The sequence below is a fragment of the Rhizobium sp. Leaf262 genome, assembly GCF_001422245.1.
GTDB lineage: Bacteria > Pseudomonadota > Alphaproteobacteria > Rhizobiales > Rhizobiaceae > Agrobacterium.
This window is the reverse complement of sequence record NZ_LMMM01000019.1, coordinates 1-25464: the sequence shown is the minus strand read 5'-3', so window position 1 is coordinate 25464 and position 25464 is coordinate 1. Positions and strand designations below refer to the sequence as shown.

The window sequence follows — 25464 nt, the reverse complement described above, 5'->3', positions numbered from 1 at the left end:
TAAAATTCTTTTAACCTTAAGCTCTGGACAAGCCGAATCAGCTTTGATTCACTGGTGTCAGATTCGAGCGGCGGCGCTTCGAATCACACGAGGGACATCAAGGCGGGACAATGACGAACGTGCGGCGGGCGACTGCGGGCGATGAGCGCTCGTATGCCAAATTTGCTGATATAGCTGCATGGGGCGAAAGGCTATCCGGTTATCTGACGGCGTTTGCCACAGTACCCCGAAGCAGTCTTCAACTGCCGCAGCTTGAAGTGCTGCTAAAGCGGCTTATTCCGGTACTTATTCTGGCTTTTCTGGTTGTCGTTGCAGCCTCGCGTATGCTGGGCATTGTTGCCGAATCCGGGCGCATGGAAGCTTCGGCGCGGCAGGCGACAGCTCTGTCGGCTCTTGCCGGCAAGGCATCGTTGCGCGGTGCGGACGTGCTCTTTGCCACGCAGGACCGGCCAGAGGCGGAAGCGCGCCTGCGCACCGCTTTCCCCGCAGGCACGCTTGACGACGACACGCTGCTCTTGGTGGCTGGAAACGACGGCAGGATTTTCAGCGGCATCGGCAAGGACGCGTCGCTCTACCTCGGTACCTCGCTCACCAGTCTCCTGCCGGAAATCGCCATTGTGCGTCGTTTCCCCGGTGCGCCCGGTACGATCGAAACCAACATCGAAGGCACCCCCCATTACGCGACGATGCTGCCTCTTGGCGTCGATGGTGGCATGATCATTGCAGCGCGCTCGCTGCAACCGATCCGCTCGTTCTGGCGCAACGAAGTGGCCATGAACGTCACGCTGTTCACGGGCATCTCGGCCATTCTGCTCGTCATCCTCTACGCCTATTACATGCAGGTGAAACGGGCTCGCACAGCCGATGAGATTTTCGTAGAATCCAATCTGCGTGTGGAAACGGCTCTGTCTCGCGGACGCTGCGGTCTTTGGGATTTCGATCTTTCGAACCGCCGTATGTTCTGGTCCACGTCTCTTTATGAAATTCTCGGTCTCCCGCCCAAGACAGAACCGCTGTCCTTCAGCGATGCTGCCCGCATGATGCATTCGGAAGACGGCAATCTCTACGAACTCGCGCGCTCCGTCGGCTGCGGCGATCTTCGCCAGATCGACCAGATTTTCCGCATGCGCCATGCTCATGGTCACTATGTCTGGCTGCGCGCCCGCGCTCAGGTCATCCGCACCTCCAACGGTCCACGCGTCATCGGCATTGCCATGGATGTGACGGAGCAGCACCGTCTGGCCCAGCGCTATGCTGAAGCCGACCAGCGCCTTGCGGATGCCATCGAAAGCACGTCCGAGGCCTTCGTGCTGTGGGACAAGAACGACCGTCTGGTCATGTGCAATGCTCACTTCCAGCAGGCCTATGGTTTGCCGGACAGCGTGCTGGTAGCGGGTACGGAACGCTCCGTCGTCAACGCCGCCGCCTGCCGCCCCGTCGTGGAACGCCGCGTGGCCGACCCGGATCAGTCCGGCCTGTCGCGCACCACGGAAGTCCAGCTTGCCGATGCCCGCTGGCTGCAGATCAACGAACGGCGTACCCGTGATGGCGGTCTGGTGTCGGTCGGCACGAACATTACCCTCCTCAAGCGCCATGAAGAACGTCTGCGCGATTCCGAAAAGCGCCTGATGGCGACCATTGGCGACCTCTCCGCTTCCCGCCACAAGCTGGAGCGTCAGAAGACCGAGCTTTCCGATGCCAACGCAAATTATCAGGCTGAAAAGGAGCGCGCCGAGGCTGCCAACACGGCAAAGTCAGAATTCCTGGCCAATATGAGCCACGAACTACGCACACCGCTCAACGCCATTCTCGGCTTCTCGGAAATCCTGATCGCGGAAATGTTTGGCCCGGTCGGGTCTTCGAAATACAGCGAATATGCCCGTGATATTCATGACAGCGGCAAGCATCTGCTCAACGTCATCAACGACATCCTGGATATGTCGAAGATCGAAGCCGGTCACATGCGCATCAACCGCGAAAAGGTTGACCTCGCGCCGCTGGTCGAGGAAACGCTTCGCCTCACCGCCATTCAGGCCGCACAGAAGAACATCTCCATTCAGAAGCGCGTTTGCAATGACATGCATATGGCCGTTGATCGCCGGGCGATGAAGCAGATCATGCTCAATCTCTTGTCGAATGCAGTGAAATTCACCGGCGATGGCGGTCGCGTGGAGCTTCGCACCCATGTTCACTGTAAGGGCCTCATGGTAACCATTGCCGATACCGGCATCGGCATTCCCTCCGCCAACATCAGCAAGATCGGCCAACCCTTCGAACAGGTTCAGAGCCAATATGCCAAGAGCCAGGGGGGCTCGGGCCTCGGTCTTGCCATCTCCCGCTCGCTGGTGAAGCTGCATGGCGGCACGATGAAAATCCGCTCCTGCGTTGGCAAGGGCACGGTCGTGACACTGTTCATTCCGAATACGGAAACGGCCTGATGGAAAAGATTGACGGACCTGCGACTGCCGGGTCCGTCAAATGCCAAAGCGCAAGGGTTACGGCGCTCGGCGCAAGGTGATGCGGGTCAGTTCCGATGGAACGCCAAGACGGATCGCAAAGCCCGGCCACAAGGCAGTGCCGTTGTTCACATAAAGCTGCATCCCATCCACCTGATAGAAGCCGGACACGAAGCCCTTATTGGCGCGCGCCACCAGCTTTTCCAATCCAATAACCATGCCGCCGTGCGTATGCCCGGAAAGCTGCACGGCTGCACCCGCCTGCGCGTTGCGCGCCGCTTCGCTCGGCTGATGATCCAGCAGAATGACGGGTGCCATCTCCGGCGCGCCATTGAGCGCCGCCTTTATGTCCGGCACCGGAAAGCCCGCTCTCGACGAGGACAGGTCGGTCAGACCGGCCACAACGATCTTTTCGCCATCCCTGTCGATGATTGCATGGGCGTTGGCCAGCGTCTTCATGTTCAGGCCTTCGTAGTATTTCATCCACTCCTCGTAGCCGAAGAAATACTCATGATTGCCCGGAATGGTGTAGACGCCATCTCTTGCCTTCAGTCCCGCCAGCGGCGCGATGTCCGCCCGGCGGTCTTGAATGTTGCCGTCGATGAGATCGCCGGTGATGACGATGAGGTCGGCGTTCAGCGCATTGGTTTTCTCCACCACCTGCTCGGCCCACCGCGTGTCGAACAACCGGCTGATGTGAAGGTCTGTCAGCTGGATCATCTGGTAACCGTCGAAAGCCGCCGGAAGTCCCTTCACCGTGACCTCGATATCCTTGAGCGGCGGCACACGGATGGCTTGACTGACACCATAGGACGCGATGCCCAGTGCCAGAATCCCCATGCCATAGCGAAGCCCTGCCGGAACAGCCGGGAAGTGGCCCTTGAAAGGCAGGATGAGCAACGAGACCACATCAAGCGCGATTTGAAAAACAGCCAGCAGAAGAACGGTGCCCATCAACACATTGAATGCGATGACCAGAAACCGGGGGAACTCCGGTGAAAAGACGGATCCTGACGAAAGCCGGTTGAATAGGTGATATTGCGACGCGATGAGAAGGAGGATAGCCAGACCGATTTTTACAGACCATATCCATGGAAGCGGCTGAATGAACCGTGCGGCGACCACCAGCCACGGCAATCCGAATATCAAATGGAACATGTATGAGCCTTTATGAAAAACCTTATTACGGACATGGCCGCACGCCGGATCATACCGATGCGCCAGTCAACGCCGTGCCGGGCATGTCTGTTCCGGCACAGATCGCGCGTCCAGAGGTCAGCGACCATATCACGGCCGCCTGATCAGGCCTTCTTGTTGATGTCGTAGCAAACGAAGGCGATCTTGTTGCCATCGGGGTCGCGAACATAGGCCGCATAAAACCCTTCACCGTAATCCGGACGCAGACCCGGCGCGCCTTCATCCGATCCGCCATTCTCCATGGCAAGGCCATGCAACGTATCGATCTTGGCAGCGTTGTCGATGAGAAACGCCGTCATCGTGCCGTTGCCGACATTAGCCTTACCACCATCGAAGGGATAGCCGGTCGCAAAACGCGGCGCGTTCACATCCGTCTTGTCACCCCAGAATGCGACCTGATCGTCCTTATAGCACTGCTTCAGCCCCATCTCGGCAAACACCGGATCGTAAAATCTGACAGCGCGATCCAGATCCGCCGTCCCAACCATGGTATATCCGATCATTCGCCTATCTCCAGCTTGCGGTTTGGTACATCCTATAATTTAGTCCTTCGCCGCCACAACCGCAGAAAAAGCCTTGCGCACAGTTTTCGACAGACGCTTCACTTCACCCTCCAGCGTGCCGATGTCAGGGCAATCGCCTGCGCGGCAGACAAGGTCGATCAAACCGGCGGGCGCTTCCTTCGGTTCGAAATCGTTGTCGATGCACAGGCGGATGATCTGGGAAAGCTCAGTGAAGAGATTGAGCGCGGCCATGCAATCGTCATAGGTCTGCGGCTCCATCGCGCCTGCCGCAACACGCTTCCAAACATCTGCCGTGCTTTCCCCTGCCACATGCGGCGGCAGACCCTTTGCAGGCGCGACCAGCGTCAGATATTGCGCGATGAATTCCAGATCGACCAGACCGCCGGGGATCAGCTTGAAATCCCAGATATTGGCGGGCGGCTTTTCCTCGCCGATCAGCTTGCGCATCTCGGCCACATCAGCCGCAATATTCGCCACATCCCGCTTCTGGGCGAGAACGGACGCAATGATCCGCTCTGCATCCTTGATCAGCGTAGCATCGCCGCAGATCAACCGCGCGCGCGAAAGCGCCAGATGCTCCCAAGTCCATGCCTCTTCGCGCTGGTACTTCTCGAAAGTGGAAATACGCGTCGCCACCGGACCCTTGTTGCCGGAGGGGCGCAGCCGCATGTCCACCTCGTACAGCACACCTTCGGCTGTCGGCGCTGACAGTGCCGAAATCAGCCTCTGCGTGATGCGGGTGAAATATCTGACAGCATCCAGCGGCTTCGCCCCATCGGATTCGGCGGCCGCATCGTCGTAATCGTATAGCAAAATCAGATCGACATCGGAGCCCGCCGTCAGCTCGAACGAGCCCAGCTTACCCATGCCGACCACGGCAACACGTCCACCCGGGTAGGTGCCATGCGCCGTCTCCATCTCAGCCATGACAGCATTGACCGCGGCTTCGATCACCAGATCAGCGAGGTAGGTAAAGGCACGCGCCGCGACCTCGCCCCGGATCGCACCCGTAAGCAGCCGCACGCCGATCAGAAACCGTTGTTCGGCGGCGAAGATACGCAGGCGGTCGAGAATGTCTTCATAGTGCCGGGCCGGTGCCAGAAAACCCCGCATGCGCTGGCTGAGATACTCCCGCGTCGGAATTTCCGTCATCAGCGCCGGGTCCAGCATGCCATCAAACACATGCGGGCGCGCTGCGATAATTTCCGCTAGTCGCGGCGCAGAGGACATGATCGTCACGAGCAGAGACAGCAGCGCCGGATTGTTGCCCAGCAGCGAAAACAGCTGAATACCGGCAGGCAGGCCGGAGAGGAAATTGTCGAAGCGCAACAACGCCTCATCCGCCCGCTTGCTTTCACCGAAAGCCTTGAGCAAATCCGGCGTCAGTTCCGTGAGCCTCTCCCGCGCCTCGACGGATTGCGTGGCACGGTAGCGACCATTGTGCCAGGTGCGGATAACGCCGGACATGGATTCGGGCCGCTCGAAACCCAGCCGTGCCAGCGTCTTTAGCGTATCAGGGTCATCCTTTTGACCGGTAAAGACCAGATTGCCGCTTTCACCTGACAGCTTGGTTTCCTGCTCGAACAGCGCCGAATATTTGCGCTCCACCAGCCGCAGCACCTCTTCCAGCTTTTCGGAAAACGCCTTGGTATCGGCAAAGCCCAGCATGAAGGCGATGCGCTTCAGCTCCGTTTCTGTATCGGGCAGAATATGCGTCTGCTCGTCGCGCACCATCTGAATGCGGTGTTCCACCTCGCGCAGAAACCAGTAAGCGTCGGTCAGCTTGTCACGGGTGCTGGCATCGATCCACTTCGCCTCCGTCAGCGCCGCCAGCGCCTCCTGCGTGGAGCGCACCCGCAGCGGTGCCATCCGCCCACCGGCAATCAGCTGCTGCGTCTGCGCAAAGAATTCGATCTCGCGAATGCCGCCGCGACCGAGTTTGACGTTGTGCCCCTTCACCGCAATCGCGCCATGGCCCTTATGCGCATGGATTTGCCGCTTGATAGAGTGGATATCGGCAATCGCCGCATAATCCAGATATTTGCGAAACACAAAGGGCGTCAGTTCGCGCAGGAAGCTTTCGCCCGCTTTGATATCGCCCGCAACCGGTCTTGCCTTGATATAGGCCGCCCGCTCCCAGTTTTGGCCCCTGCCCTCGTAATAGGTCAGCGCCGCCTCGACGGGTATGGCAAGCGGCGTCGAGCCGGGGTCAGGGCGCAGCCGTAGGTCGGTGCGGAACACATAACCATCGGCTGTGCGCTCTTGCATGATACGGATCAGCCGGCGCATCATGCGCCCGAAGATTTCCAACGTGTCCAGCGGGTCCGGCACGATGCCGGAGGACGGTTCGAAGAAGACGACGGCATCGATATCGGAGGAATAATTCAGCTCCTGCGCACCCAGCTTGCCCATGCCGAGCACGATCAGGCCGGAACTTTCACTCGGCGCATCGGCATTCTTCAGCGTCAGCTTGCCGCTGTGGTGGTTGGCCAGAAGCAGATGGTCGATGGCAGCTGCAAGGCTCGCATCGGCCATATCGCTCAGCCAATGCGTGGTGTCCCGCGCCACGAAAATCCGTGCCAGATCGGCCAAAGCGGAAATGAAGGAGAGCCTTCTTTTGGCAACACGCAGCCGCGTCATCACCTCGGCCTCGCTTGGCACAACGCCCTCGCCATCCGGCCGCCAGCAATTGCGGGCGTCTTCGACCAGCCGCGCCAGCGTCGCATCCAGCGGCCCTGAAATCGCCAGCGTCAGCAACCCCTCATCCGCCACCGCCGCATCCCGCAAGTATGGAGACAACGATAGCGCCTGCGCGATAAAATCCTTGAGCGGCCTGTCGCTTGCCAGAAGCGCTGCAACATCCGGCTCGCTTTTGCCGATATCCTTCAGGGTGGAAAGAACGGATTTAAGCTCCGTCTGCGTATAGGGGCGGATCACCCCCGGCTGCACATCGTCCAGCCGTCTTTCGACGGTTGCGGCTTTTTGCACTGTCTCTCTCCCTACCCATACTCCCCTCATTCCTGTGCTTGTCACAGGAATGAGGGCTAACATCTTAGCTTACGGTGTGGAAACAGGAAAAACCATCGAAACAGTCAGGCCGGGTGCCTCGGCATTGTCAGGATCGGTATCGGAAAGCCGCAGCGAACCGCCATGCAGCTCCATCACCGCCTCGACAAGCGAGAGGCCAAGCCCCGTGCCGGGCTTGGAGCGGCTTTCATCCAGCCGCACGAAACGCTTGATCACCTCGTCGCGTTTGGCTTCTGGTACACCGGGGCCATTATCGGCAACGGACAGAACGATGGTGTTGTCCTGCCGCGCCAGCCGCACGGCCAGCGCTTTCTTGCCCCCATGCCCACCGGCATATTTGATGGCGTTGTCGATTAGGTTCGTCAGCGCCTGACCGATCAGTTCGCGGTTGCCCTGCACGATCAGCCCCGGCGCAATATCCGCAGTCAGCGTCAAGCCTTCCTCGTCGGCCACAGGCTCATAAAGCTCGGCACTATCCTCGGCAATCGCCGACACATCCACTTCGCTCATCTCGGCTGCGATGGAACCTGCCTCCACGCGAGAAATCATCAGCAGCGCGTTGAAGGTGCGGATCAGTTGGTCGGATTCAGCAATAATGCCTTCCAGTGCCGCACGGCGCTTGGCATCATCCCGGTCTTCCAACGCCTCGGTCGCCTTGTTGCGCAGGCGCGTCAGCGGCGTCTTGAGATCATGGGCGATATTGTCGGAAACCTGCCGCAGCCCCTCGTTCAGCTTCTCGATACGCCCCAGCATGGCGTTGAGCGAACCCGAAAGACGGTCGAACTCATCACCGGAGCGGCCCTGCGGCAAACGCTGAGAAAGATCGCCCGCCATGATCTTCTTGGTCGCATCCGACATGCGGTCGATGCGTTTCAAGGCATTGCGGCCAATGGCGAACCAGATGAGAACCGCGCCGCTGCCCATGATGGCCAGCGCCACCATCAGCGCATTGCGCACCAGCAGGCGGAATTTCGTCGGCTCGCCCAGATCGCGACCGACCAGAATGCGCAAGCCATTGTCGAGGCGGAAGATATTGGCTGTGGCCAGGTGCTTCACGCTATCGCCGCTTTCGGAATAGCGCTCATAGCCGAAGGGAAACTCGGTCCAGCCTTCACTGTCGAAAACACCGGGCTGCACGGAAGCAACATTGCCCGCCAGAATTTCCCCATTCGGCCCGGCAATCACATAAAGGCTCGCACCCGGCTGGCGGGCACGGCGCTCCATCATCCGCAAAAGCGGGTTGATGCCGCCGCGATTATAGACGCGCTGAACGTCGTTCACTTCCTGCTGCACCGCATCGCGCGTCTGCTGGTTCAGCAGACCTTCGGAGAGAGCAGTCACGTAGAAAACAAGGAAGGCAGCACAGAGCGCGAAAAGGAGGATATACAACGCCGAAAGGCGCACCGCCGTCGAGCTGAACAGAAGACGAAGACGGATCATGAGGCGGCGTTACCCCTCGTCCTTCATCATATAGCCCGCGCCACGAATGGTCTTCAGCAGCGGCTTGTCGAAATCCTTCTCGATCTTCGAGCGAAGGCGCGACACATGCACGTCGATGACGTTGGTCTGCGGATCGAAATGATAGTCCCAGACATTTTCCAGCAGCATGGTGCGCGTCACCACCTGGCCGGCATTCTTCATCAAATATTCCAGCAGACGAAACTCGCGCGGCTGAAGGAGTATCTCCTTGCCATTACGTTTGACGTCATGGGACAGCCGGTCCAGCTCCAGATCACCAACGCGATAGATCATATCCTGCTCAGGCTTGCCCTTGCGGCGGCCAAGCACCTCTATACGAGCGAGAAGCTCGCTGAACGCATAGGGCTTCGGCAGATAATCATCGCCACCAGCGCGCAGACCCGTCACGCGATCATCCACCTGCCCCAGAGCAGACAGGATCAGCACCGGCGTTTCGATACCACGGCGGCGAAGCTCGCTGATGACGGATAGCCCGTCCCGGCGTGGCAGCATGCGGTCGATGACCATGACGTCATAGGCATTTTCAACACCCATGAACAAGCCGCTCTCGCCATCGCTGGCGTGATCGGCCACAATGCCCGCTTCCCGGAACGCCTTGGTCATATAGGCCGCAGCTTCCAGATCATCTTCGATAACAAGAATCTTCATGTGCGGGACAATAGCGTTGTCTGTATCAACCGCACAACCGGAAACAGATGCGGGAAACGATTCCTGTGCCTTGTTTTCCATGGGGTTTCTCCGACCACGTTGCGGTGTTTGATAGCGGCAAAGCGGGGCGGAAGAGGCAATCCCTCTCCCGCCCCACTGAATGATCAACCCTGGTCGATATCCAGCGCGATGAAGCGGCTGCCATCTTCCGTCTGGATCTGGAACAGAGCCTTGGAACGACCGTCCTTCTTGGCCTGTTCGAGGATTTTTTCGACGTCACCGGCAGAAGCAACCTGCTGGTTGTTGACAGTGGTGATCTTTTCACCGGTCTTCAGGCCGCGGGCTGCGGCATCGGAGTCAGGATCGACATCGGTGATCGCAAGGCCTGCACCGTCATCCGAAGGGGCAACCGTCAAGCCGAGGCTCGACAGTACCTTGTCGCTGGAAGGCTGAGCGCTCTTGCTGTCGTTCTGGCTCGCCGTTGCCTTGGATGCGTCGTCACTTGCAAGGTCGCCCAAAGTTACGGTCACAGGCTGGGACTTGCCACCGCGCCACAGCGAAAGCTCAACCTTGGTGTTCGGCGCAAGTGCACCGATACGGCGCGAAAGATCGCGAGCGTCCTTGATCGTATCGCCATTCAGCGCAGTGATGATGTCACCCTGCTTGATACCGGCCTTGTCACCGGGCGAACCGGCCTGCGGCGCAACCACAAGCGCACCCTTAGCTTCGGAAAGACCGAGCGACTCGGCAATATCCTTGCTCACAGGCTGGATTTGCACGCCCAGCCAGCCACGCTCGACCTTACCGTCCTTGATCAGGTCCTGAACCACGTCCTTGGCAACGGATGCTGGGATGGCGAAGGCAATACCCACGCTGCCGCCGGATGGAGAGAAGATGGCGGTGTTGATGCCAACCACTTCACCATTGAGGTTGAAGGCAGGACCACCAGAGTTACCACGGTTCACGGCAGCGTCGATCTGGAGGTAATCGTCATACGGACCAGAGCCGATGTCACGACCGCGTGCCGAAATGATACCAGACGTTACAGTGCCGCCAAGACCAAATGGGTTACCGACCGCGACGACCCAGTCACCAATGCGAATTTTGCTGTCGTCGGCAAACTGGACGTAAGTGAACTTGCGGTTCACATCCACTTTCAGCACGGCCAGATCGGTCCGCGCATCGCGGCCAACCAGCTTGGCGTCATATTCAGTGCCGTCATTCATGACGACGGTGTAAGCCGAACCATCATCGACGACGTGATTGTTGGTGACCAGATATCCGTCCTCAGAGATGAAGAAGCCGGAACCCTGCGCCACAGGGCGCAGCGGGCCTTTGCCATCACGATGGGCCTTCGGGCCACGGTCAGCGCGCTTGTCGCCTTCACCGGCACCCGGGCCGCCGAATTCCTTGAAGAAACGTTTCAGCGGGTGGTCATCAGGCAGTTGGTCGAGACCGCGACCGCCAAAGTTAAACGAGAAATTGCTGTTGTCGTCGGAAGCAGGCTGCACATTCGACTGTACGCGCACCGACACAACCGCTGGCGAAACCGCATCGACCACATTGGCGAAGCTCGGCACCTGCGGCGCGGTCACTTCAACCGGCGCTGCAAAAGAATGCATGATTGGCCCTGCCACACCGGTCGTCAGCATCAGCGCTGCGAGGCCTCCAACAGCGGAAGACTTGAGGATGGTCTTCAACGAGGGACGTCCGTTTTGCGAATTAGACATGGAACTTACCTTCTTTCTTCATTCAGACTGGAGCCCGGCGTGACCGGGGAAGCGGTGGATGATGAAGATATAGGAGGCTTCACCTTACAGCGAAGTGTCTGGCGCGTGAAAAATCCGTAATGTTGGGGGAATTGCGGGAGAGAGGGTTGAGACAGGTAACTAAGTTACTGAAATATTTTTTGTTTCATTATTTTAGCCTAGCCCAACAAATTGGAGGCAGTGCCTGTGGCGCACCCCCCTCTGTCCTGCCGGACATCTCCCCCACAGGTGGGGAGATCGACTCGTGGTTAGGTTTCGGCCACCTTGAATGCTGCGGAAGGAAGGAGGAGCCTGCGTCTAGCTAATCTCCCTCCTTGTGGGGGAGATGTCCGGCAGGACAGAGGGGGGTGAGCCACAGACGCCGACGTAACGATTGCGCGCTACGACAGCACAGCCCCCATCTCCCCCTACCCCAACAAATCCCGAATCCGCGCCTCTTCATCCACCGTCAGCTTCTGCCCCTCAGACACCGCCACGCGCCGCCGAGCAAATACAAAAATCGCTGTCGCCCCAATCAAAATCAGCACCACCGGCGCGCCCCACAGCGCAATGGTCCGCGCACTAAAGCGCGGCTTCAGCAACACGAATTCGCCGTAGCGGGACACGACATAATTGATCACCGCCTCGTCGCTATCGCCCTGCGTCAACCGCTCGCGCACCAGCACCCGCAAATCCCGCGCCAGCTCCGCATTGCTGTCATCGATCGACTGGTTCTGGCACACCATGCACCGCAGCTGCACGGTCAACGCCCGCGCGCGGGCTTCCAGCGCCGGGTCGGAGAGGACCTCGTCGGGGTTGAAGGCGAAGGCCGGGATTGATGTGAACAGGAGGGTGAAGAGAACGGCAAACGTATAAAAAACCTTCCTCATTCCTGTGCTAGTCACAGGAATCCAGCCACGGCGCGTCTGCGCAGTGAACGACTCTTTCTCGCCCAAAGACTTGGACGAACTAGATTCCTGTGACAGGCACAGGAATGAGGGAAGATCGGGCCTCATCATTCCGCAGGCTCCGGCACGGGTCCAACCTTCACCGCCTTCGCCTTTCGCGTCGGCGCACCCACGCGCAAACGGCGGTCGGAGAGCGAGACCAGCCCGCCAATCATCATGAATACCGTACCGCCCCAGATGCACAGAATGAACGGCTTCCACCAGATGCGAACCACCATGCCGCCATCGTCCATCGGGTCACCCAGCGACACGTAAAGCTGCGAAAGCCCAAAGGTCATGATGCCCGCTTCCGTCGTCGGCATGCGCCGAGCCGTATAGAGCCGCTTCGATGACCACACGTCGGCCACCTCGGCCCCGCCTTTGCGCGCAGTAAAATGGCCGCGATCCTCGGTATAGTTCGGGCCCACATGGTGGCGAATGCCATCGAAGGTCAGGCTGTAGCCGCCCGCATCCACGGTCATTCCCTGCTTCATTTCGACCACGGTTTCCGTCTCGAAGGTCGTCACGATGACGATGCCCAGCACGGTGACGCCGAGGCCCATATGCGCCAGCGCCGTCCCGAAGGTGGAGCGCGGCAGACCTTTCAGTCTCCGCAAGGCAATACCAAAGGCCAGCTTGCCGAAATTGGCGCGGTACCACAGATCGGCCAGCGCCCCGAAGATCAGCCAGAAACCGGCAACAATGCCCAGCGCAGCAAGCACCGGCCCGCCATTCTCGACATACCACAGCGCCAGACCCGCTAACCCAGCCAGCGCTGCCGCCACATACAGCCGCTGGAACGCACCCAGCAGATCGCCGCGTTTCCACGCCATCATCGGCCCGAAAGGCGTCACGATCAGAATGGGGATCATCAACAGCCCGAAGGTCAGGTTGAAGAAGGGCGCACCGACGGAAATCTTCTCGCCGGTCAGCGTTTCCAGCACCAGCGGATAGAGCGTGCCAATCAGCACGGTCGCTGTGGAAACAGTCAGGATGAGGTTGTTGAGAACCAGCGCACCCTCGCGCGAAATCGGCGCAAACAACCCCCCGGCCTTCAGCATCGGCGCACGCCAGGCAAACAGAGAAAACGCACCGCCAATGAAGATCATCAGAATGCACAGGATGAAGATACCACGGCTCGGGTCGGTCGCAAAGGCGTGGACCGAGGTCAACACGCCGGAACGCACGAGGAAGGTGCCGAGTAGCGAGAGCGAAAAGGTCATGATCGCCAGCAGCACGGTCCAGATTTTCAGCGCCTCGCGCTTTTCCATCACAAGTGCCGAATGCAAAAGCGCGGTTCCGGCCAGCCATGGCATGAACGAGGCATTTTCCACCGGGTCCCAGAACCACCAACCGCCCCAGCCGAGTTCGTAATAGGCCCAGTAAGAGCCCATCGAAATACCCGCCGTCAGAAAGGTCCATGCCGCCAGCGTCCAGGGCCTTACCCATCGCGCCCACGCGGCATCGATGCGCCCTTCCATCAACGCCGCGACGGCAAAGGAGAAACAGACGGAGAAGCCGACATAGCCGAGATAGAGCAGCGGCGGGTGGATCGCGAGACCGAAGTCCTGAAGGATCGGGTTCAAGTCCTGCCCTTCCGCTGGCACCGGCGAAAGCCGCGCAAAGGGATTGGAGGTCAGTAGAATGAAAAGCAGAAACGCCGTCGTCACCCAGGCCTGTACAGCCAACACATTGGCGCGAAGCGTATCGGGGAGATTGCGTCCATAGACGGCAACCATCGCACTGAACAGCACCAGGATCAGCAGCCACAGCAGCATCGATCCCTCGTGGTTGCCCCATACGCCGGTCAGCTTGTAGAGCATCGGCATCAGAGAATGGGAATTCTCGTAGACATTCTTCAGCGAGAAATCCGAGACCGCATAGGCATGCGTCAGCGATGCAAAGGCAATGCCCACCAAAAGAAACAGCAGAACCGAGCCGATGGGCGCAATGTCCATCAGTGCCTTGTCATTCCGGCGCGCCCCGAACGCGGGCAGCACGGAGACGACCAGCGCCACACCAAGCGCCAGAACCAGAGCATAATGGCCGATTTCGGTAATCATTGCGTCGCTCCGGTCTTCACCGCACCCGTTTGGGCCGTGCCATCTGGCGCCTGCTGCCAAAGGCCCTTGTCTTTCAGGCGGTCGGCAACTTCCTTCGGCATGTAATTTTCGTCATGCTTGGCCAGAACGCTGTCGGCCACAAAGGCGTGGGTTGCGGCATCGAAGGTGCCTTCGGTCACCACTCCCTGCCCCTCGCGAAACAGGTCCGGCAGAATGCCGGTATAGCTCACCGGCACACTCGCCCCGCCATCCGTCACCGCAAAGCTCACCGTGCGGCCCTCGCCGCGCTTGACCGAACCTTCGGCAACCAGCCCGCCAAGGCGGATACGCGTTCCGGGTGCCACGCTGGTCTTTTCCAGATCACCGGGCATGTAGAAATAGGCAATGGACTGGCCGAAGGCGAACATCACCAGAAACGCCGCGATCATGATGAAGCTGACACCGCCGCCGATAATCGCCAGTCTTTTCTGCTTGCGGGTCATTGTGTCATCCCTTTCGCATTCACACCCAGCTGCTGCGCCAGCGCCAGCAACTGCTTGCCCTGCTCACCGGCTGGCGGAAAGGCTTTCAACCCATCGGCCAAAGCCTGCCTCGCCTTTTCGTCATTCTTCAACATGGCGTAGGATCGCACCAGCCGCATCCAGCCCTCGAAATTGTCAGGGTTTTCCTTCAGCCGCGCGTCCAGACTTTCCACCATGCCTGCCACCATCGCCTGCCGGTCTTCGCTCGACATGTTGCTGGCCGCAGCCACGTCTTCGGCGCTCGGTCCACCCGGCGCCTGCGCCTTCGGGGCAGCAGCAATATCGGCGGCACCGCCGGTGTTTTGCAGATGCGCCTGCACCAGCGGTATCCAAGGCGCGCCCTCGGGCGAATCCTTCAGCAGCGCGGCAAAGGCGTCGCGTGCCTCATCCGTCTTGCCCGCCTGCTCCAGTGAAAGCGCCAGATAAAAGCGGGCACGCGGGTTGCCGGGGCTCATCTTTTCCGCATCTTCGAGGGCAGAACGCGCATCGTCAACGACGACACCGTCATTGGCCGCAATCAACGTTTCGGCAAGCCCCGTCAGGCGCGGCGCGTTCTCGCCCTGAAGACGAATGGCATTGCGATAAGCCATCTCGGCGTCGCCCAGACGCATGGTCTTGAAATAGATCGGGGCCAGAACGTCCCATCCGGCACCGTCATCCGGGTTCTGCGCCAGATGCCGCTCGGCTTTGGCAATCAGCAGGTTCATGTCATTGCCGGGCTTTTCCAGCCGCGCCGCCAGCGGCATGTCCGGCATGCCGGGACTGCCCATATACAAGTAAAGACAGAGCCCCGTCAGCGGCAAAAGCACGGTAACGATGCTGGCCAGCCTACTGTGGCTGCGCGGCGCAGCTTGGAAACTCTCCTGCGCCTTGCCAGATGCCGCCGCCAGAAGCCGCCGCCCGATTTCGGCGCGCGCATATTCCGCTTCCGTCTCGCCGATCAGTCCGCTTTGGCGCTCCCGCTGCAATTCCGCCAGCTGGTCGCGATACACCGCGACCTCGCCCTCACGGCGCGTGTCGGACACGCCTTTGCTGCGCATCAGCGGATAGGTCAGAACGAGGGCAACTGCCGCCGTCAACAGGGCGATGATAATCCAGAACATGCCGTTTCAATTACTCGAATGCGCACCGCTTTGGAATAAGCCGTTGCGGAATGACGTGAATTTGAGGCCCTATGCCGCAGACGTCGCACCCATGCGCTCCTGCGGTAGATGACCACCCGGTCCAGTTCTGAACGACAAGCCTTGCGCTTGCCTTGACATGCGTCAAATCGAGATCAGGTCAGCGGCGTCCATGTGCCGTCTGAATTGCGACAGGCCGCACCGCGCACCTTCGCCTGCTTGCCGTCAACCGTCAAATCATGGGTATATTGGCGGCAATTTTGGTTGCCGACCTGATAGGGCGCATTGGCAACGACCTGGCCGCGCGTATCGCCGCTGCCCCAGGTCACGGCCTGCCCGCCGGGTGCGGTTTCCAGCGCCTGATATTCCGCTTCCAGCGCCTTGTTGAAGTCGCTGCGGTCCATCTGCAGGCCACTTCTGCCCACAATGCCGCCCTGAAGTGCCGAAATATAAGGTGTGGCAGATGCGCCACCACGGCTCAGAAGTCCGCCACCGGCACTGCGGGTGTTGGATGTCGTGCAGGAACTGAGAACCGAAAGGCAGATCAGCGAGAAAACCGCAGGGCGCATAAAATGGGAGTTCAGTCCGGCAAATCCGGCTTTGCCAATCACGTCAACCAAGAATACACTCCTTCTCAACGCGCCATCCTGGCGCGGTCATTCCTCAAGGGAATGTCATGCCAGTTTTTGGCCGTCATGCAAGCTCTTTCGAAAGTCCGGGTAGAAGCAATTCCGCTTTCAGACCGCCCAGCGGGCTGCGCGACATCGCAAAGGTGCCGTGGTATTCAGAAACCACCTCGCTGACGATGGAAAGACCAAGCCCGGTGCCCGGACGGCTCTCGTCCAGACGCCTGCCTCGCTTCATCGCTTCGGTGATCTGATCCGGCTCCAGCCCCGGCCCGTCGTCTTCCACCAGAAGCGTCACCCAGGACCTGCGCATCACATCGGGGTCGGAAGACGGATGCGTGCCAGACGTCACCGTGATCACCACCTTGGTTTCGGCAAAACGCGAAGCATTTTCCAGAAGATTACCGACGGCCTCTTCCAGATCCTGCTGTTCCATGGCCAGCACGATAGTCGGCTGCTGCATGTCCAGCTCGAATGTCTTGTCCGGGTTCAGGCGGCGCATCACCCGCACCAGCCGTTCCAGCGCCGGTTCTGCCTCCGCACGTGCCAGAATGGAGCCGCGCTGGGCGGCAATGCGGGCGCGGGAAAGATAGGATTGCACCTGCGCCTGCATGGCATCCACCTGCCCCCGCACCAGATCGCCGTGGTGGCTGTCCAGCGTGCGGGCCTCGTTCAGAAGAACGGCAATCGGGGTTTTCAGCGAATGCGCCAGATTGCCAACCTGCATGCGCGCCCGCTCCACTAGTCGCCGGTTGCTCTCGATCAATGCATTGATTTCGGTCGCCAAGGGCTGGATTTCTCTTGGGAATTCCCCTTCCAGCCGCTCGGCATCGCCACCACGTATCTTGCCCAGCGCCACACGCGCCTTGTCCAGCGGTCGCAGACTGTAGAGAATGGCAAGACCGTTCACGACAAGACTGCCGACGCCGAACACGGCCAGCGCCAGATAAAGACTGTTGGAAAAATCGCGCACATCGTCTTCCACGACATTGAGATTGCCGGTCACACGAAACCGCGCTGCCCGGCCCTCGCCGTCCAGCACAACTTCGGTTTCGGCCACCTGCACGCGGTTCCCGGCCTCGTCCGTCACAACGTAATAACGCTCGTAGCGATTGTCGAAAGGCACATCCAGAATGCCCGGCACCGGCAGCGTCGAAACGCCCAGAGACGATGAGACAAGCGGTGCGGTCTGGAAATTGCCCAGCGGCTCCACCACCCAGTACCAGCCGGTATCGGGCTGCGAAAACCTGAGATCCCCCAGCTGCGGGCTTCCCGCCAGCGTGTTTTCGTTGGAAACGGTAATGGAATTGATGACGTTATAAAGCTGTGCGCGCAGCAGATCGGTAAAGCTGCGCTCCACGCCCTGTCGGTAGAGCGTGGAAATCACCACCGCGATTACCACCAGTGCCAGAACGGACCAGGCCGATGCCAGCAGCAGAACGCGGGCGGTGAGTGAATTACTTCGCATCTGCGGGTGCTTGCATCCGGTAGCCGAGGCCACGGATGGTCTCGATCAGATCGACGCCCAGCTTCTTGCGCAGACGGCCAACGAACACCTCGATCGTATTGGAATCGCGGTCAAAATCCTGATCGTACATATGCTCGACCAGTTCGGTGCGCGAAACGACCTCGCCCATATGATGCATCAGGTAGGACAGCAGGCGAAACTCATGCGAGGTCAGCTTCAGCGTCACACCATTGACGGTTGCCTTGGAGGACTTGGTATCCAGACGCACCGGGCCGCAGACGATTTCGGACGACGCATGGCCTGCCGCGCGGCGAATGAGGGCGCGCACGCGCGCCAGCACTTCTTCCACATGGAATGGCTTGGTCACATAGTCGTCGGCACCGGCATCGATACCCGCCACCTTGTCGCTCCAGCGGTCGCGCGCGGTCAGAATGAGGACCGGCATGGACTTGCCGCTGGCACGCCATTTCTCGACAACGGTAATCCCGTCCATCTGCGGCAGACCGATATCGAGCACGATCGCGTCATAGGGTTCGGTATCGCCCAGATAATGCCCTTCTTCGCCGTCAAAGGCCTGATCGACGACATAACCCGCTTCTTTCAGCGCGTCGGTCAGCTGTCGATTGAGGTTGGTATCGTCCTCGACCACGAGAATGCGCATCATCAGTCCCTTTTCATTCCATCCGTCGCTTCTGCAGCGCAACGGCCATGCAAATCATATCTATAACAGATTAAAGGAGATTTCGATGGGGCTTTACCTACATCGGCACGCGCATCGTCACCTTGCGCGGACGCTCGCCATTGCCCTGCACCAGCACGGTCACGACGCAGTTCTGGCCGTCATTGGAAGGATAGACCGACAGGAGCTGTCCGCCGGTTTCCCGCACCACACGCGACACCGCCGATGAGCAATCGCTGGCCACCTGCATGACGTGCGCGCCACCATTCCCCACCTGCCCATCAGCCTGCGGCGCAGGGAAACCGGCCAGACCGGCTGCAAGCGTCGCGATGATGAGAGGTGATGCCATTGCAAAAACTTCCACAGACAAATTGGATGCACGTCGAAACGAACTCTTGCCCGAATATGTAGCGTAAACCTTCTGAATGGCAAATGAATGTGGGGTGTGGTGGAATTGAGGGTAAGTTGAAGGGTAGCGGGTGTGGCTCACCCCCCTCTGCCCTGCCGGGCATCTCCCCCTCACGTGGGGAGATCGGAAAGCCGCTCGCTCCCAACTCAATCCGCAGCATCAGAGATGGTCGACCCCTACCCGCGAGTCGATCTCCCCCCTTGAGGGGGAGATGCCTGGCAAGGCAGAGGGGGGTAAGCCACACCCACTGCCCACAACCCAAAATCCCCCTACCGAATAACACTCGTCGCCGCCAATCGCCCATACAGCGCAACCAGCCCGCCCACACCACCGGCCACTGTCACCAGCCCCTCGGCAAGCTCACCTTCAAACCCCGCCGGCAGGTTCAGCCCCACCACATGCAGCAGCGGCGCCAGCACTGCAATCAGCGCGCCCCAGACGGTTTTGGATTGATACCAAGCCTTCATGTCGTCCATATCTTGTCCTTTCTCGTTGACGTTATTGTGAAGTTTAAACACGCAAAACGGCGCTCGCCGCGATGCCCAGCGGCACCGCCCGGCCAAGCTGGCGCACCCGAATCGCAAGCGTCGTCTGCATCGCACCGAAATCCGCCAGCTCGTCGCTCGCGGCATAAAGGCAGGCCGCTTCGCTCACCTCGATTGTTCGCCGCACCACATCGTCGGATAGGATTTCGACCCGGTAGCGCTCTGCCACCTCATCCAGCGGAATATCGGCGGCGTCCCAGCCATCGGCTTCTACGCGCCCGCGCCGCACCCATGTCAGGCGCACGCCTTCCGCGCTTCGCATCCCGCACAGATGCACCGGTGCCAGCGGCGTCTCCGCCCGCAGTCCACCGGCAAAGGCGAAGGGACCAACGCTAGAAATCTGCCCGCCGGCCGCCTCGATAATCCAGTTCAGTTGCAGCCCACGTTCGCCGCCGCGCAGCCCCATCGGCACCACGCCCGCATCCAGCACCACCACCTCGGCACCGGCAATGGAACCCGCCGCCATCGCATCCTCGGTGCCAGCAAGCCCGCGCAGCAGCCGTGTCAGCCGCCAGCGGTTTACCGCCACCTCTTCAGCCTTGGCGAAAGCCGCAACCTCCCAAGCCCCGCCCTCGCCGCGAATAGCGATGCGGTTCGCCCCATTCAGCACCGCAAGGTCGGAAGCAGAGGCCAGATCGCCGTAAGGCAACGTGAGCTCGATTGCCCCACCAGCATTGAACCTTCCGGCAAATCCCCTCGGCACGGCGCTCGCAAGCGCACCAATCTTCGCAGGCTGGTCCAACAGGGCCCGCGCCTCGTACCCCTCGGTTCCGGCAGAAGCGGATAGCGCCATGCGCCGCCACGGCTTGGCAAAAGCCGCTATCCGGGCAAAACCCTGCGCATCGCCCGCCTCATAACGCGGCAAATCCATCAGCACGATGTCAGGGTCGAACCCGCTGGCAGCACTGCCACCGCCCGTACGCGGCGTCTCCGCCTCGCCGGAAAGGGCAATGGCCGATGGCGCAAATTCCCGCGCCTCGATGCGCCTGACATCGCCATCCTCGATCCGGCTCACCAGAAACCGCCCGCTCGGCCCACCTTCCAGTTCCACGCAGTCGCCGGGGTCGAGCGCGATCTCGTTCGGCGCAATCGAAAAGCGCACAGTGCGCCGCGCCAGACGGTTGTCGCGCAACAGCGCCTCCACCGCATTCTGCGCGGTCTCCTGCGCCAGCACAGCGCCCAGATCATACCGAAGCACCCGGTTGCCGGCGTTATCGATACGGCGTGAGCGCACGCTGGCCTGCTCATAATCCAGCGCCGGATTATACGCCGTCAGCACCGCTTCCGCTGCAAAATCGCTCTCATGCCCGCGCGCCTCAGACCAAAGTGCCGAGTCCTCGATATCGGCAAAAGCCGACACCACTTTCGTCTTCGTCGCCGCCTTTCCGCGTGAGATGAAGCGCAACGCTGCCGCGTCCTCAATCACATCCACCTGAAACGCTTCCAACAATGGTTCCAGCAGGCTGCGCGCCGCCGTCACATCGCCCTGCGCATAACCCGCCACATCGCCTGTTACGGCAGACACATCGAAATCCGCAAAACCATGCTCCGTCAGAACCGCCGCAATCAGATCGGCCAGCGTCGCCGCCCCCAGCCTGCCATTCAGCCAATGGCCGGTGCGCCAATTGGCCCCGTCACTCCATGTCGCCGAATCCTGCGGAAAGGCCGGGTAAGGCCGCGCATCCCACGTCCAGACGAAAACCCTTGCTGGATCGACCATGCCAGCCAGCGCAGAACCACCTGACCAGTGGTCGTGATGCGCCTCCAGAAACCGCCGCTGCTGGCTGTCGCAGCGCATGCGGCTGGAAAAATGCGGATAAGCGCTTTCTGACGATTTCGGGTCGATAAAGGTGTTGGGTCGGTTTGCGCCCTTGTCGATGGCCGGGCAGCCCAGTTCAGTAAACCAGATCGGCTTCATGCCCGGCACCCAGGCGCTCGGCGTCACACGTTCCACACCACCCACCCGGTCATAATGCCGGTTCAGCCACCAACCGCGCAAATCCTTGTTACGATAGACCCAGTGCTTGCCCTTCAACCCGTCGGAAATGGCGCTGCGCTTGCGGCTCGCCCGGTCCGCCTCACTGGCATAATACCAATCAAATCCCTCGCCGCCCTCGATGCTGCGGCCAAACCCCGCCGCATCGTCGGCTCCATCGAAACCATCCGGGTTACCCTCAAGCACATCCTCATCGCGCCAGTCGGATAGCGGCATATAATTGTCGATGCCCACAGCATCGATATGCTGGCTCGCCCACAGCGCATCGAGATTGAAGAACACGTCGCCCGAACCATCCGCCGGATGATAGCCAAAATATTCGCTCCAGTCGGCAGCGTAAGTCAGCTTCGTCAACGCACCCACGACGGCGCGCACATCTCCCGCCAACCGCACCAGCTCTTCCACGAAGGGAAAGCTGTTGCCCTCTCCCCGCACCCGCGTCAGCCCGCGCAACTCGGAACCGATCAGAAACGCGTCCACCCCGCCCGCCTGCTTTGCCAGCGCCGCATAATGCAGTACCATGCGGCGGTACCCATCGGCGCGATTGCAAAAACTCGCGACCTGCGTCCGCGCCGCGCCCATGCGGTCCACACTGCCCGCCTGCCCCGCTGCCGGATGGCAGGTAATATTGCCACGCCAGCCATAGGCATCCTGTTCGCTTTTGCCATGAGGGTCAGGCAGAGCATTGCCCGCCGGTATGTCCATCATCACGAAGGGATAAAGGCACACCTTCAAGCCCCGCGCCTTCAAATCGGCAATGGCCTGCAGCACGCTCGCATCACTGGGCGTCCCGCCATAAGCCGGGCCACCATCGCGCTGACTCACCAGCCGCGCCTGCCCGCGCCCCATGCCCGCGACAGACCAATAGGCGCTTTCACGGTCGCGATAGGCCACTTCCACGCCGGGCAGAATGCGGCATTCCCCCGCGCGCATATCCGTGCCGAACCACGTCACCACCAGCGCCACACTCTCCAGATTGGGGCACAGCGCCTGCAATTCATCGATGGAAGCCTGCCAATCGGTCGCAGCCGCTAGCGTATGCCGGTTCATCACCCGGCTCTCGCCCGCCCCGGCCCGCTCGGACACAGCAACCGTCGCATAACCATGCTCGGTCGCCCCCGGTATCACCGTCACCGCCCGGATCTGCCCCTCCAGCTTGCCGATGGGCCTCACCACCTCGAACTGCAGCAGTGGGATACGATTGCCGAAACCATCCAGCGGCAAGCGCTCGAACACGACATAGGACAGCCCGCGATAGGCAGGCGCATTGCCCGCCCCTTGCCTCGCCTCGATCAGCGGGTCGGGAAGCTGCGTTTCGCTACCGGGGTAGAACCGCATTTCGATGCCGGTCAGATCCAATTCCTGCCCATCGGCCCACACCCGCCGCACCATGGCCACCTCGCCTTCACACAGGCCCACGGCCAGATTGGCGAAATATTGAAACGTGTCGACGGTCGTGCTGCTGCTACTGGAACTCTTGCCGCCCTGCCGCTCCCGCGTCACGCTCTCTTCAAAGCGCGTGGCCCAGATCAGCGTACCGCCGATCCGCACCGTGCCATAAGCCCGCGCAATCGCCGCCCCCTCTTCAGCCCCCGGAATGCGCGCCGTAGAAAGCCGCGCACCGCTCACCGTTTTCGAAGAGGAAAAAAGAGCGCTATCGACCGCACTCCCCGCCAACGCCCCCGCCGCCCTGCCGATGATCGCACCAACAGGCCCGAAAATGCTGCCGATTGCAGCGCCAGCCGCCTGTAGAACAAGGGTTGCCATCAGTCACTTCTCCGGAAATCGAAAAACGCCAGCAACCCGCCTGCGCCACGACGGCACCAGCGCCGAGCGCAGCACGGACGCGGCCTCATAGGCATGAATGAAGTGATCGGGTCTTGCCAGAATGCCCACATGCTTGGCCGCAAATTCCGGACGCCAGCGAAACAGCAGCATGTCACCCGGCAGCGCATCCGCCATGCTCGCAAGCGGCGTGAAATGCCGCTCCGCTGCCGCCATCAGCCGGTCCTCGCCGCCGCGTTCGGCCCAGTCGCGCGCATAGGGCGGCGGCAGTTCGGGCTCCTCCCCGTAAAGCTCGCGCCAGATGCCGCGCACAAGGCCCAGACAATCGCAGCCCACGCCCTTCATGCCGGCCTGATGCCGGTAAGGCGTGCCGATCCAGCCCTCGGCAACCGCTAAAACCCTGTCGCCAATCCCGCTCATGAAAACAGCGCTCCGCCATCATGTTGCGTGCGGCTCGTCACATAAGAATAGGCAAAATCCGCCCCCGGCATATGTGGAAAGCCCCTGAAATTCAGATGGTTGGCAAATTTCGTTTTGCAGGTGACAAAGCTCTTGTCACACCCCGCCGTCACGGTGAACGCATCACCCGCTTGCGGCACCACCTCCAGCGGCAGCCAGAAACTCAAACTCGCCACCCCGTCACGCAGCGCATGGTCATCCAGATCGAAACTGCGGCCTATATTTGCGCCGCTTGAAAACATCAGTTTACCCTGCCTGAAAAACCCTTCGGCAAACGCCGCGAGCCCGGACACCACCATCCGCCCGCTGCCATCCACGGAGACCACCGTGCCATCGGCCCGAAACGCCGCAATATCAGCCCCGCATCTGGCATCACCCAGCGCCGCATCGCACCGCCTGCCATAGACCCGCCCCTGCGGCTGGCTTAGTCTGTGGGCAAAGCTGCGCAGCTCCGCCGTAAAGGCACCGCCCGCCCGCGTCACCTCGCCAATCTCGCGCACCTTCAGCAGCACATGCTGCTCCGGCGCCTGCCAGTTCACGAGGTATAGCTCCACCTTGGCGCCATCATAACGCCCCGCCGCCAGATCGGCCTCACTCACCGCCTCGCTGGAAAACCCACCTGCCACCTCACCACTGCTTGCCGCAAGTCCCGTCTCGCTGTCGTTTTCACCCGCCTGAAAACCGCTCGCGGCCAGATAGGTCACGCCGCCAAAACTCAGCGCCTCGTCATGCTCAGTAAAACCAAGCACCGCACCATCACGAAGGCTCACCTTCCAGCAATGACACGTCGTCGTCGCCTCACCATCCAGATGCGCGGCCAGAGCCGTGGGCAAGGTCTTCATGGCAAAATCTCCACCAGCGGAATGGACGGAATACGCCCGGCCTCAAAAGCGCTCAGGCTGACATCGATGCGATCAATATCGAACCGCACAGGCACGTCGAACTCGAAACCCGCCCGTATAGCCGCACCAGCAGCAGGAACATGCCCCGCCGCAAACGTCACAATTCCGGTCGCATGATCAGTGCTGAAAGTCGTGGTCGCGACGCCATTCACCGAAATCACCACCGATCCCTCCATCGGCTTGGCAATGGCCCGCGTCCACCCGCCACCGGCATCGGCATAGGTCTTTTGCAACGAAAACGCCGCCGTCACCCCATCCCCGGTCCCGATCCGCTGATCCATCGCGCTCGGCACCGCCAGCGGCGGGCAGGACTTGAAATCCAACGGATCGCGAAACCGAAACCCATAGAGCTGTCCGCCCCGCGCCTCGAAAAACTCCAGCACCGCATAAAGGTCGCTCACAGAACGCACCCCCGACCCGGCATCATAGGCCCGCCGGGAATTGCGCCACCGCTGGTTCCGGTTTTCCCGCCCATTGGACAAATTGACAATATCCGTCCGCCGCACCGGCCCCCCACTGGTCCCCAACGCCAACCGCAATGGAAAGCACACCTCATGAAATGCTGCCATGATTTTGATTTTCCTGAATTTAAGTGAAATTTTTGCGGATAGCATCCCGCTTGCGTTCTTCCGCCATCAAGCGGCAGCGGGCGTGGCTCCCCCCCCCCCTTTGTAACTTCCCCTCACCGTCATTTGGCGTTTTAATGCCGGTTGCGGTGGCGGATGTGAGACCTAAGCCCCTTTGGGACACCAAGCCCGTGGCAGAGCCCGGTCGTACATCCGCCGTTCCATCGAACCCGAACAGTCGCCAGGGCCGCTTGCGCGAGCAAAGCCCGCTGGGCCGCTTGCGCGAGCAAAGCCCGCT

At 60.6% G+C, this 25464-nt stretch carries 21 protein-coding genes; 2 read left to right on the top strand and 19 right to left on the bottom strand.

Going from position 1 to position 25464, the window contains the following annotated elements:
* The first annotated feature begins 110 nt into the window (after positions 1 to 110).
* Entirely contained in the window at positions 111 to 2438 is a 2328-nt protein-coding gene (locus tag ASF29_RS20095; protein ID WP_062452453.1) for a PAS domain-containing sensor histidine kinase, read from the top strand.
* A 57-nt stretch (positions 2439 to 2495) separates the two neighbouring features.
* Here ASF29_RS20095 and ASF29_RS20090 read toward each other — a convergent pair whose 3' ends face one another.
* Complete coding sequence (locus ASF29_RS20090) at positions 2496 to 3614, bottom strand: metallophosphoesterase (protein ID WP_062452452.1); 1119 nt, start codon at positions 3612 to 3614, stop codon at positions 2496 to 2498.
* A gap of 2 nt (positions 3615 to 3616) precedes the next feature.
* Between ASF29_RS20090 and ASF29_RS24530 the strand changes: the two genes are divergently transcribed.
* Positions 3617 to 3757 carry a hypothetical protein gene (locus ASF29_RS24530; RefSeq protein ID WP_156462761.1) on the top strand — a complete coding sequence of 47 codons (141 nt, stop codon included), beginning with the start codon at positions 3617 to 3619 and terminating at the stop codon, positions 3755 to 3757.
* On the opposite strand, the gene ASF29_RS20085 is transcribed toward ASF29_RS24530, so the two are convergent.
* From ASF29_RS20085 to ASF29_RS19995, 18 genes are all read right to left on the bottom strand, one after another.
* A complete protein-coding gene (locus ASF29_RS20085; protein WP_062452451.1) occupies positions 3758 to 4156 on the bottom strand; it encodes a VOC family protein in 399 nt (132 codons plus the stop codon).
* A gap of 39 nt (positions 4157 to 4195) precedes the next feature.
* Positions 4196 to 7165 (bottom strand): bifunctional [glutamine synthetase] adenylyltransferase/[glutamine synthetase]-adenylyl-L-tyrosine phosphorylase, encoded by a 2970-nt coding sequence (locus tag ASF29_RS20080; protein ID WP_156462760.1) that lies wholly within the window; start codon positions 7163 to 7165, stop codon positions 4196 to 4198.
* Between the two features lie 69 nt (positions 7166 to 7234).
* Positions 7235 to 8644, bottom strand: coding sequence for a HAMP domain-containing sensor histidine kinase (locus ASF29_RS20075; RefSeq protein WP_062452449.1), 1410 nt, complete (start codon positions 8642 to 8644; stop codon positions 7235 to 7237).
* A gap of 9 nt (positions 8645 to 8653) precedes the next feature.
* Entirely contained in the window at positions 8654 to 9412 is a 759-nt protein-coding gene (locus ASF29_RS20070) for a response regulator transcription factor (protein WP_082453638.1), read from the bottom strand.
* Between the two features lie 83 nt (positions 9413 to 9495).
* A complete protein-coding gene (locus ASF29_RS20065; RefSeq protein WP_062452448.1) occupies positions 9496 to 11061 on the bottom strand; it encodes a Do family serine endopeptidase in 1566 nt (521 codons plus the stop codon).
* A gap of 446 nt (positions 11062 to 11507) precedes the next feature.
* Positions 11508 to 11969 (bottom strand): cytochrome c-type biogenesis protein, encoded by a 462-nt coding sequence (locus ASF29_RS20055; protein WP_062452446.1) that lies wholly within the window; start codon positions 11967 to 11969, stop codon positions 11508 to 11510.
* Positions 11970 to 12094: 125 nt separating this feature from the next.
* Positions 12095 to 14089, bottom strand: a complete 1995-nt coding sequence (locus tag ASF29_RS20050; RefSeq protein WP_062452445.1) for a heme lyase CcmF/NrfE family subunit — start codon at positions 14087 to 14089, stop codon at positions 12095 to 12097.
* A complete protein-coding gene (gene ccmE, locus ASF29_RS20045) occupies positions 14086 to 14571 on the bottom strand; it encodes a cytochrome c maturation protein CcmE (RefSeq protein ID WP_062452444.1) in 486 nt (161 codons plus the stop codon). Before ccmE ends, ASF29_RS20050 begins: the two co-directional genes overlap by 4 nt.
* Positions 14568 to 15713, bottom strand: coding sequence for a c-type cytochrome biogenesis protein CcmI (gene ccmI, locus ASF29_RS20040; protein WP_062452443.1), 1146 nt, complete (start codon positions 15711 to 15713; stop codon positions 14568 to 14570). The genes ccmE and ccmI overlap by 4 nt, the downstream gene beginning before the upstream one ends.
* Positions 15714 to 15886: 173 nt before the next feature.
* Positions 15887 to 16300 carry a hypothetical protein gene (locus tag ASF29_RS20035; RefSeq protein ID WP_062452625.1) on the bottom strand — a complete coding sequence of 138 codons (414 nt, stop codon included), beginning with the start codon at positions 16298 to 16300 and terminating at the stop codon, positions 15887 to 15889.
* Between the two features lie 124 nt (positions 16301 to 16424).
* On the bottom strand, positions 16425 to 17825 hold the full coding sequence (locus ASF29_RS20030; protein ID WP_062452442.1) for a HAMP domain-containing sensor histidine kinase: 1401 nt from the start codon (positions 17823 to 17825) through the stop codon (positions 16425 to 16427).
* Positions 17815 to 18486, bottom strand: a complete 672-nt coding sequence (locus ASF29_RS20025; RefSeq protein ID WP_045231270.1) for a response regulator transcription factor — start codon at positions 18484 to 18486, stop codon at positions 17815 to 17817. The genes ASF29_RS20030 and ASF29_RS20025 overlap by 11 nt, the downstream gene beginning before the upstream one ends.
* Before the next feature lie 97 nt (positions 18487 to 18583).
* Positions 18584 to 18853 carry a hypothetical protein gene (locus ASF29_RS20020; RefSeq protein ID WP_062452441.1) on the bottom strand — a complete coding sequence of 90 codons (270 nt, stop codon included), beginning with the start codon at positions 18851 to 18853 and terminating at the stop codon, positions 18584 to 18586.
* A gap of 329 nt (positions 18854 to 19182) precedes the next feature.
* Positions 19183 to 19389, bottom strand: coding sequence for a hypothetical protein (locus ASF29_RS20015; RefSeq protein ID WP_062452440.1), 207 nt, complete (start codon positions 19387 to 19389; stop codon positions 19183 to 19185).
* Positions 19390 to 19423: 34 nt separating this feature from the next.
* Positions 19424 to 23221, bottom strand: coding sequence for a glycoside hydrolase/phage tail family protein (locus ASF29_RS20010; RefSeq protein ID WP_062452439.1), 3798 nt, complete (start codon positions 23219 to 23221; stop codon positions 19424 to 19426).
* Between the two features lie 3 nt (positions 23222 to 23224).
* The gene (locus ASF29_RS20005) at positions 23225 to 23659 is read right to left on the bottom strand and encodes an NlpC/P60 family protein (RefSeq protein WP_062452438.1); all 435 of its coding nucleotides are present in this window, start codon (positions 23657 to 23659) and stop codon (positions 23225 to 23227) included.
* The gene (locus ASF29_RS20000; RefSeq protein ID WP_062452437.1) at positions 23656 to 24540 is read right to left on the bottom strand and encodes a DUF2163 domain-containing protein; all 885 of its coding nucleotides are present in this window, start codon (positions 24538 to 24540) and stop codon (positions 23656 to 23658) included. Before ASF29_RS20000 ends, ASF29_RS20005 begins: the two co-directional genes overlap by 4 nt.
* Positions 24537 to 25169 (bottom strand): TIGR02217 family protein, encoded by a 633-nt coding sequence (locus tag ASF29_RS19995; RefSeq protein WP_062452436.1) that lies wholly within the window; start codon positions 25167 to 25169, stop codon positions 24537 to 24539. Before ASF29_RS19995 ends, ASF29_RS20000 begins: the two co-directional genes overlap by 4 nt.
* Positions 25170 to 25464 lie beyond the last annotated feature (295 nt).

Excerpts from the sequence above, each read along its gene's own strand:
- ASF29_RS24530 (WP_156462761.1), top strand. The coding sequence starts at position 3,617 with ATGAGCCTTTATGAAAAACCTTATTACGGACATGGCCGCACGCCGGAT.
- ASF29_RS20030 (WP_062452442.1), bottom strand. The coding sequence starts at position 17,825 with ATGCGAAGTAATTCACTCACCGCCCGCGTTCTGCTGCTGGCATCGGCC.
- ASF29_RS20015 (WP_062452440.1), bottom strand. The coding sequence starts at position 19,389 with ATGGACGACATGAAGGCTTGGTATCAATCCAAAACCGTCTGGGGCGCG.
- ASF29_RS20090 (WP_062452452.1), bottom strand. The coding sequence starts at position 3,614 with ATGTTCCATTTGATATTCGGATTGCCGTGGCTGGTGGTCGCCGCACGG.
- ASF29_RS20050 (WP_062452445.1), bottom strand. The coding sequence starts at position 14,089 with ATGATTACCGAAATCGGCCATTATGCTCTGGTTCTGGCGCTTGGTGTG.
- ASF29_RS20025 (WP_045231270.1), bottom strand. The coding sequence starts at position 18,486 with ATGCGCATTCTCGTGGTCGAGGACGATACCAACCTCAATCGACAGCTG.
- ASF29_RS20010 (WP_062452439.1), bottom strand. The coding sequence starts at position 23,221 with ATGGCAACCCTTGTTCTACAGGCGGCTGGCGCTGCAATCGGCAGCATT.
- ASF29_RS19995 (WP_062452436.1), bottom strand. The coding sequence starts at position 25,169 with ATGGCAGCATTTCATGAGGTGTGCTTTCCATTGCGGTTGGCGTTGGGG.
- ASF29_RS20075 (WP_062452449.1), bottom strand. The coding sequence starts at position 8,644 with ATGATCCGTCTTCGTCTTCTGTTCAGCTCGACGGCGGTGCGCCTTTCG.
- ccmE (WP_062452444.1), bottom strand. The coding sequence starts at position 14,571 with ATGACCCGCAAGCAGAAAAGACTGGCGATTATCGGCGGCGGTGTCAGC.
- ccmI (WP_062452443.1), bottom strand. The coding sequence starts at position 15,713 with ATGTTCTGGATTATCATCGCCCTGTTGACGGCGGCAGTTGCCCTCGTT.
- ASF29_RS20035 (WP_062452625.1), bottom strand. The coding sequence starts at position 16,300 with ATGCGCCCTGCGGTTTTCTCGCTGATCTGCCTTTCGGTTCTCAGTTCC.
- ASF29_RS20070 (WP_082453638.1), bottom strand. The coding sequence starts at position 9,412 with ATGGAAAACAAGGCACAGGAATCGTTTCCCGCATCTGTTTCCGGTTGT.
- ASF29_RS20055 (WP_062452446.1), bottom strand. The coding sequence starts at position 11,969 with ATGAGGAAGGTTTTTTATACGTTTGCCGTTCTCTTCACCCTCCTGTTC.
- ASF29_RS20000 (WP_062452437.1), bottom strand. The coding sequence starts at position 24,540 with ATGAAGACCTTGCCCACGGCTCTGGCCGCGCATCTGGATGGTGAGGCG.
- ASF29_RS20065 (WP_062452448.1), bottom strand. The coding sequence starts at position 11,061 with ATGTCTAATTCGCAAAACGGACGTCCCTCGTTGAAGACCATCCTCAAG.
- ASF29_RS20020 (WP_062452441.1), bottom strand. The coding sequence starts at position 18,853 with ATGGCATCACCTCTCATCATCGCGACGCTTGCAGCCGGTCTGGCCGGT.
- ASF29_RS20005 (WP_062452438.1), bottom strand. The coding sequence starts at position 23,659 with ATGAGCGGGATTGGCGACAGGGTTTTAGCGGTTGCCGAGGGCTGGATC.
- ASF29_RS20085 (WP_062452451.1), bottom strand. The coding sequence starts at position 4,156 with ATGATCGGATATACCATGGTTGGGACGGCGGATCTGGATCGCGCTGTC.
- ASF29_RS20095 (WP_062452453.1), top strand. The coding sequence starts at position 111 with ATGACGAACGTGCGGCGGGCGACTGCGGGCGATGAGCGCTCGTATGCC.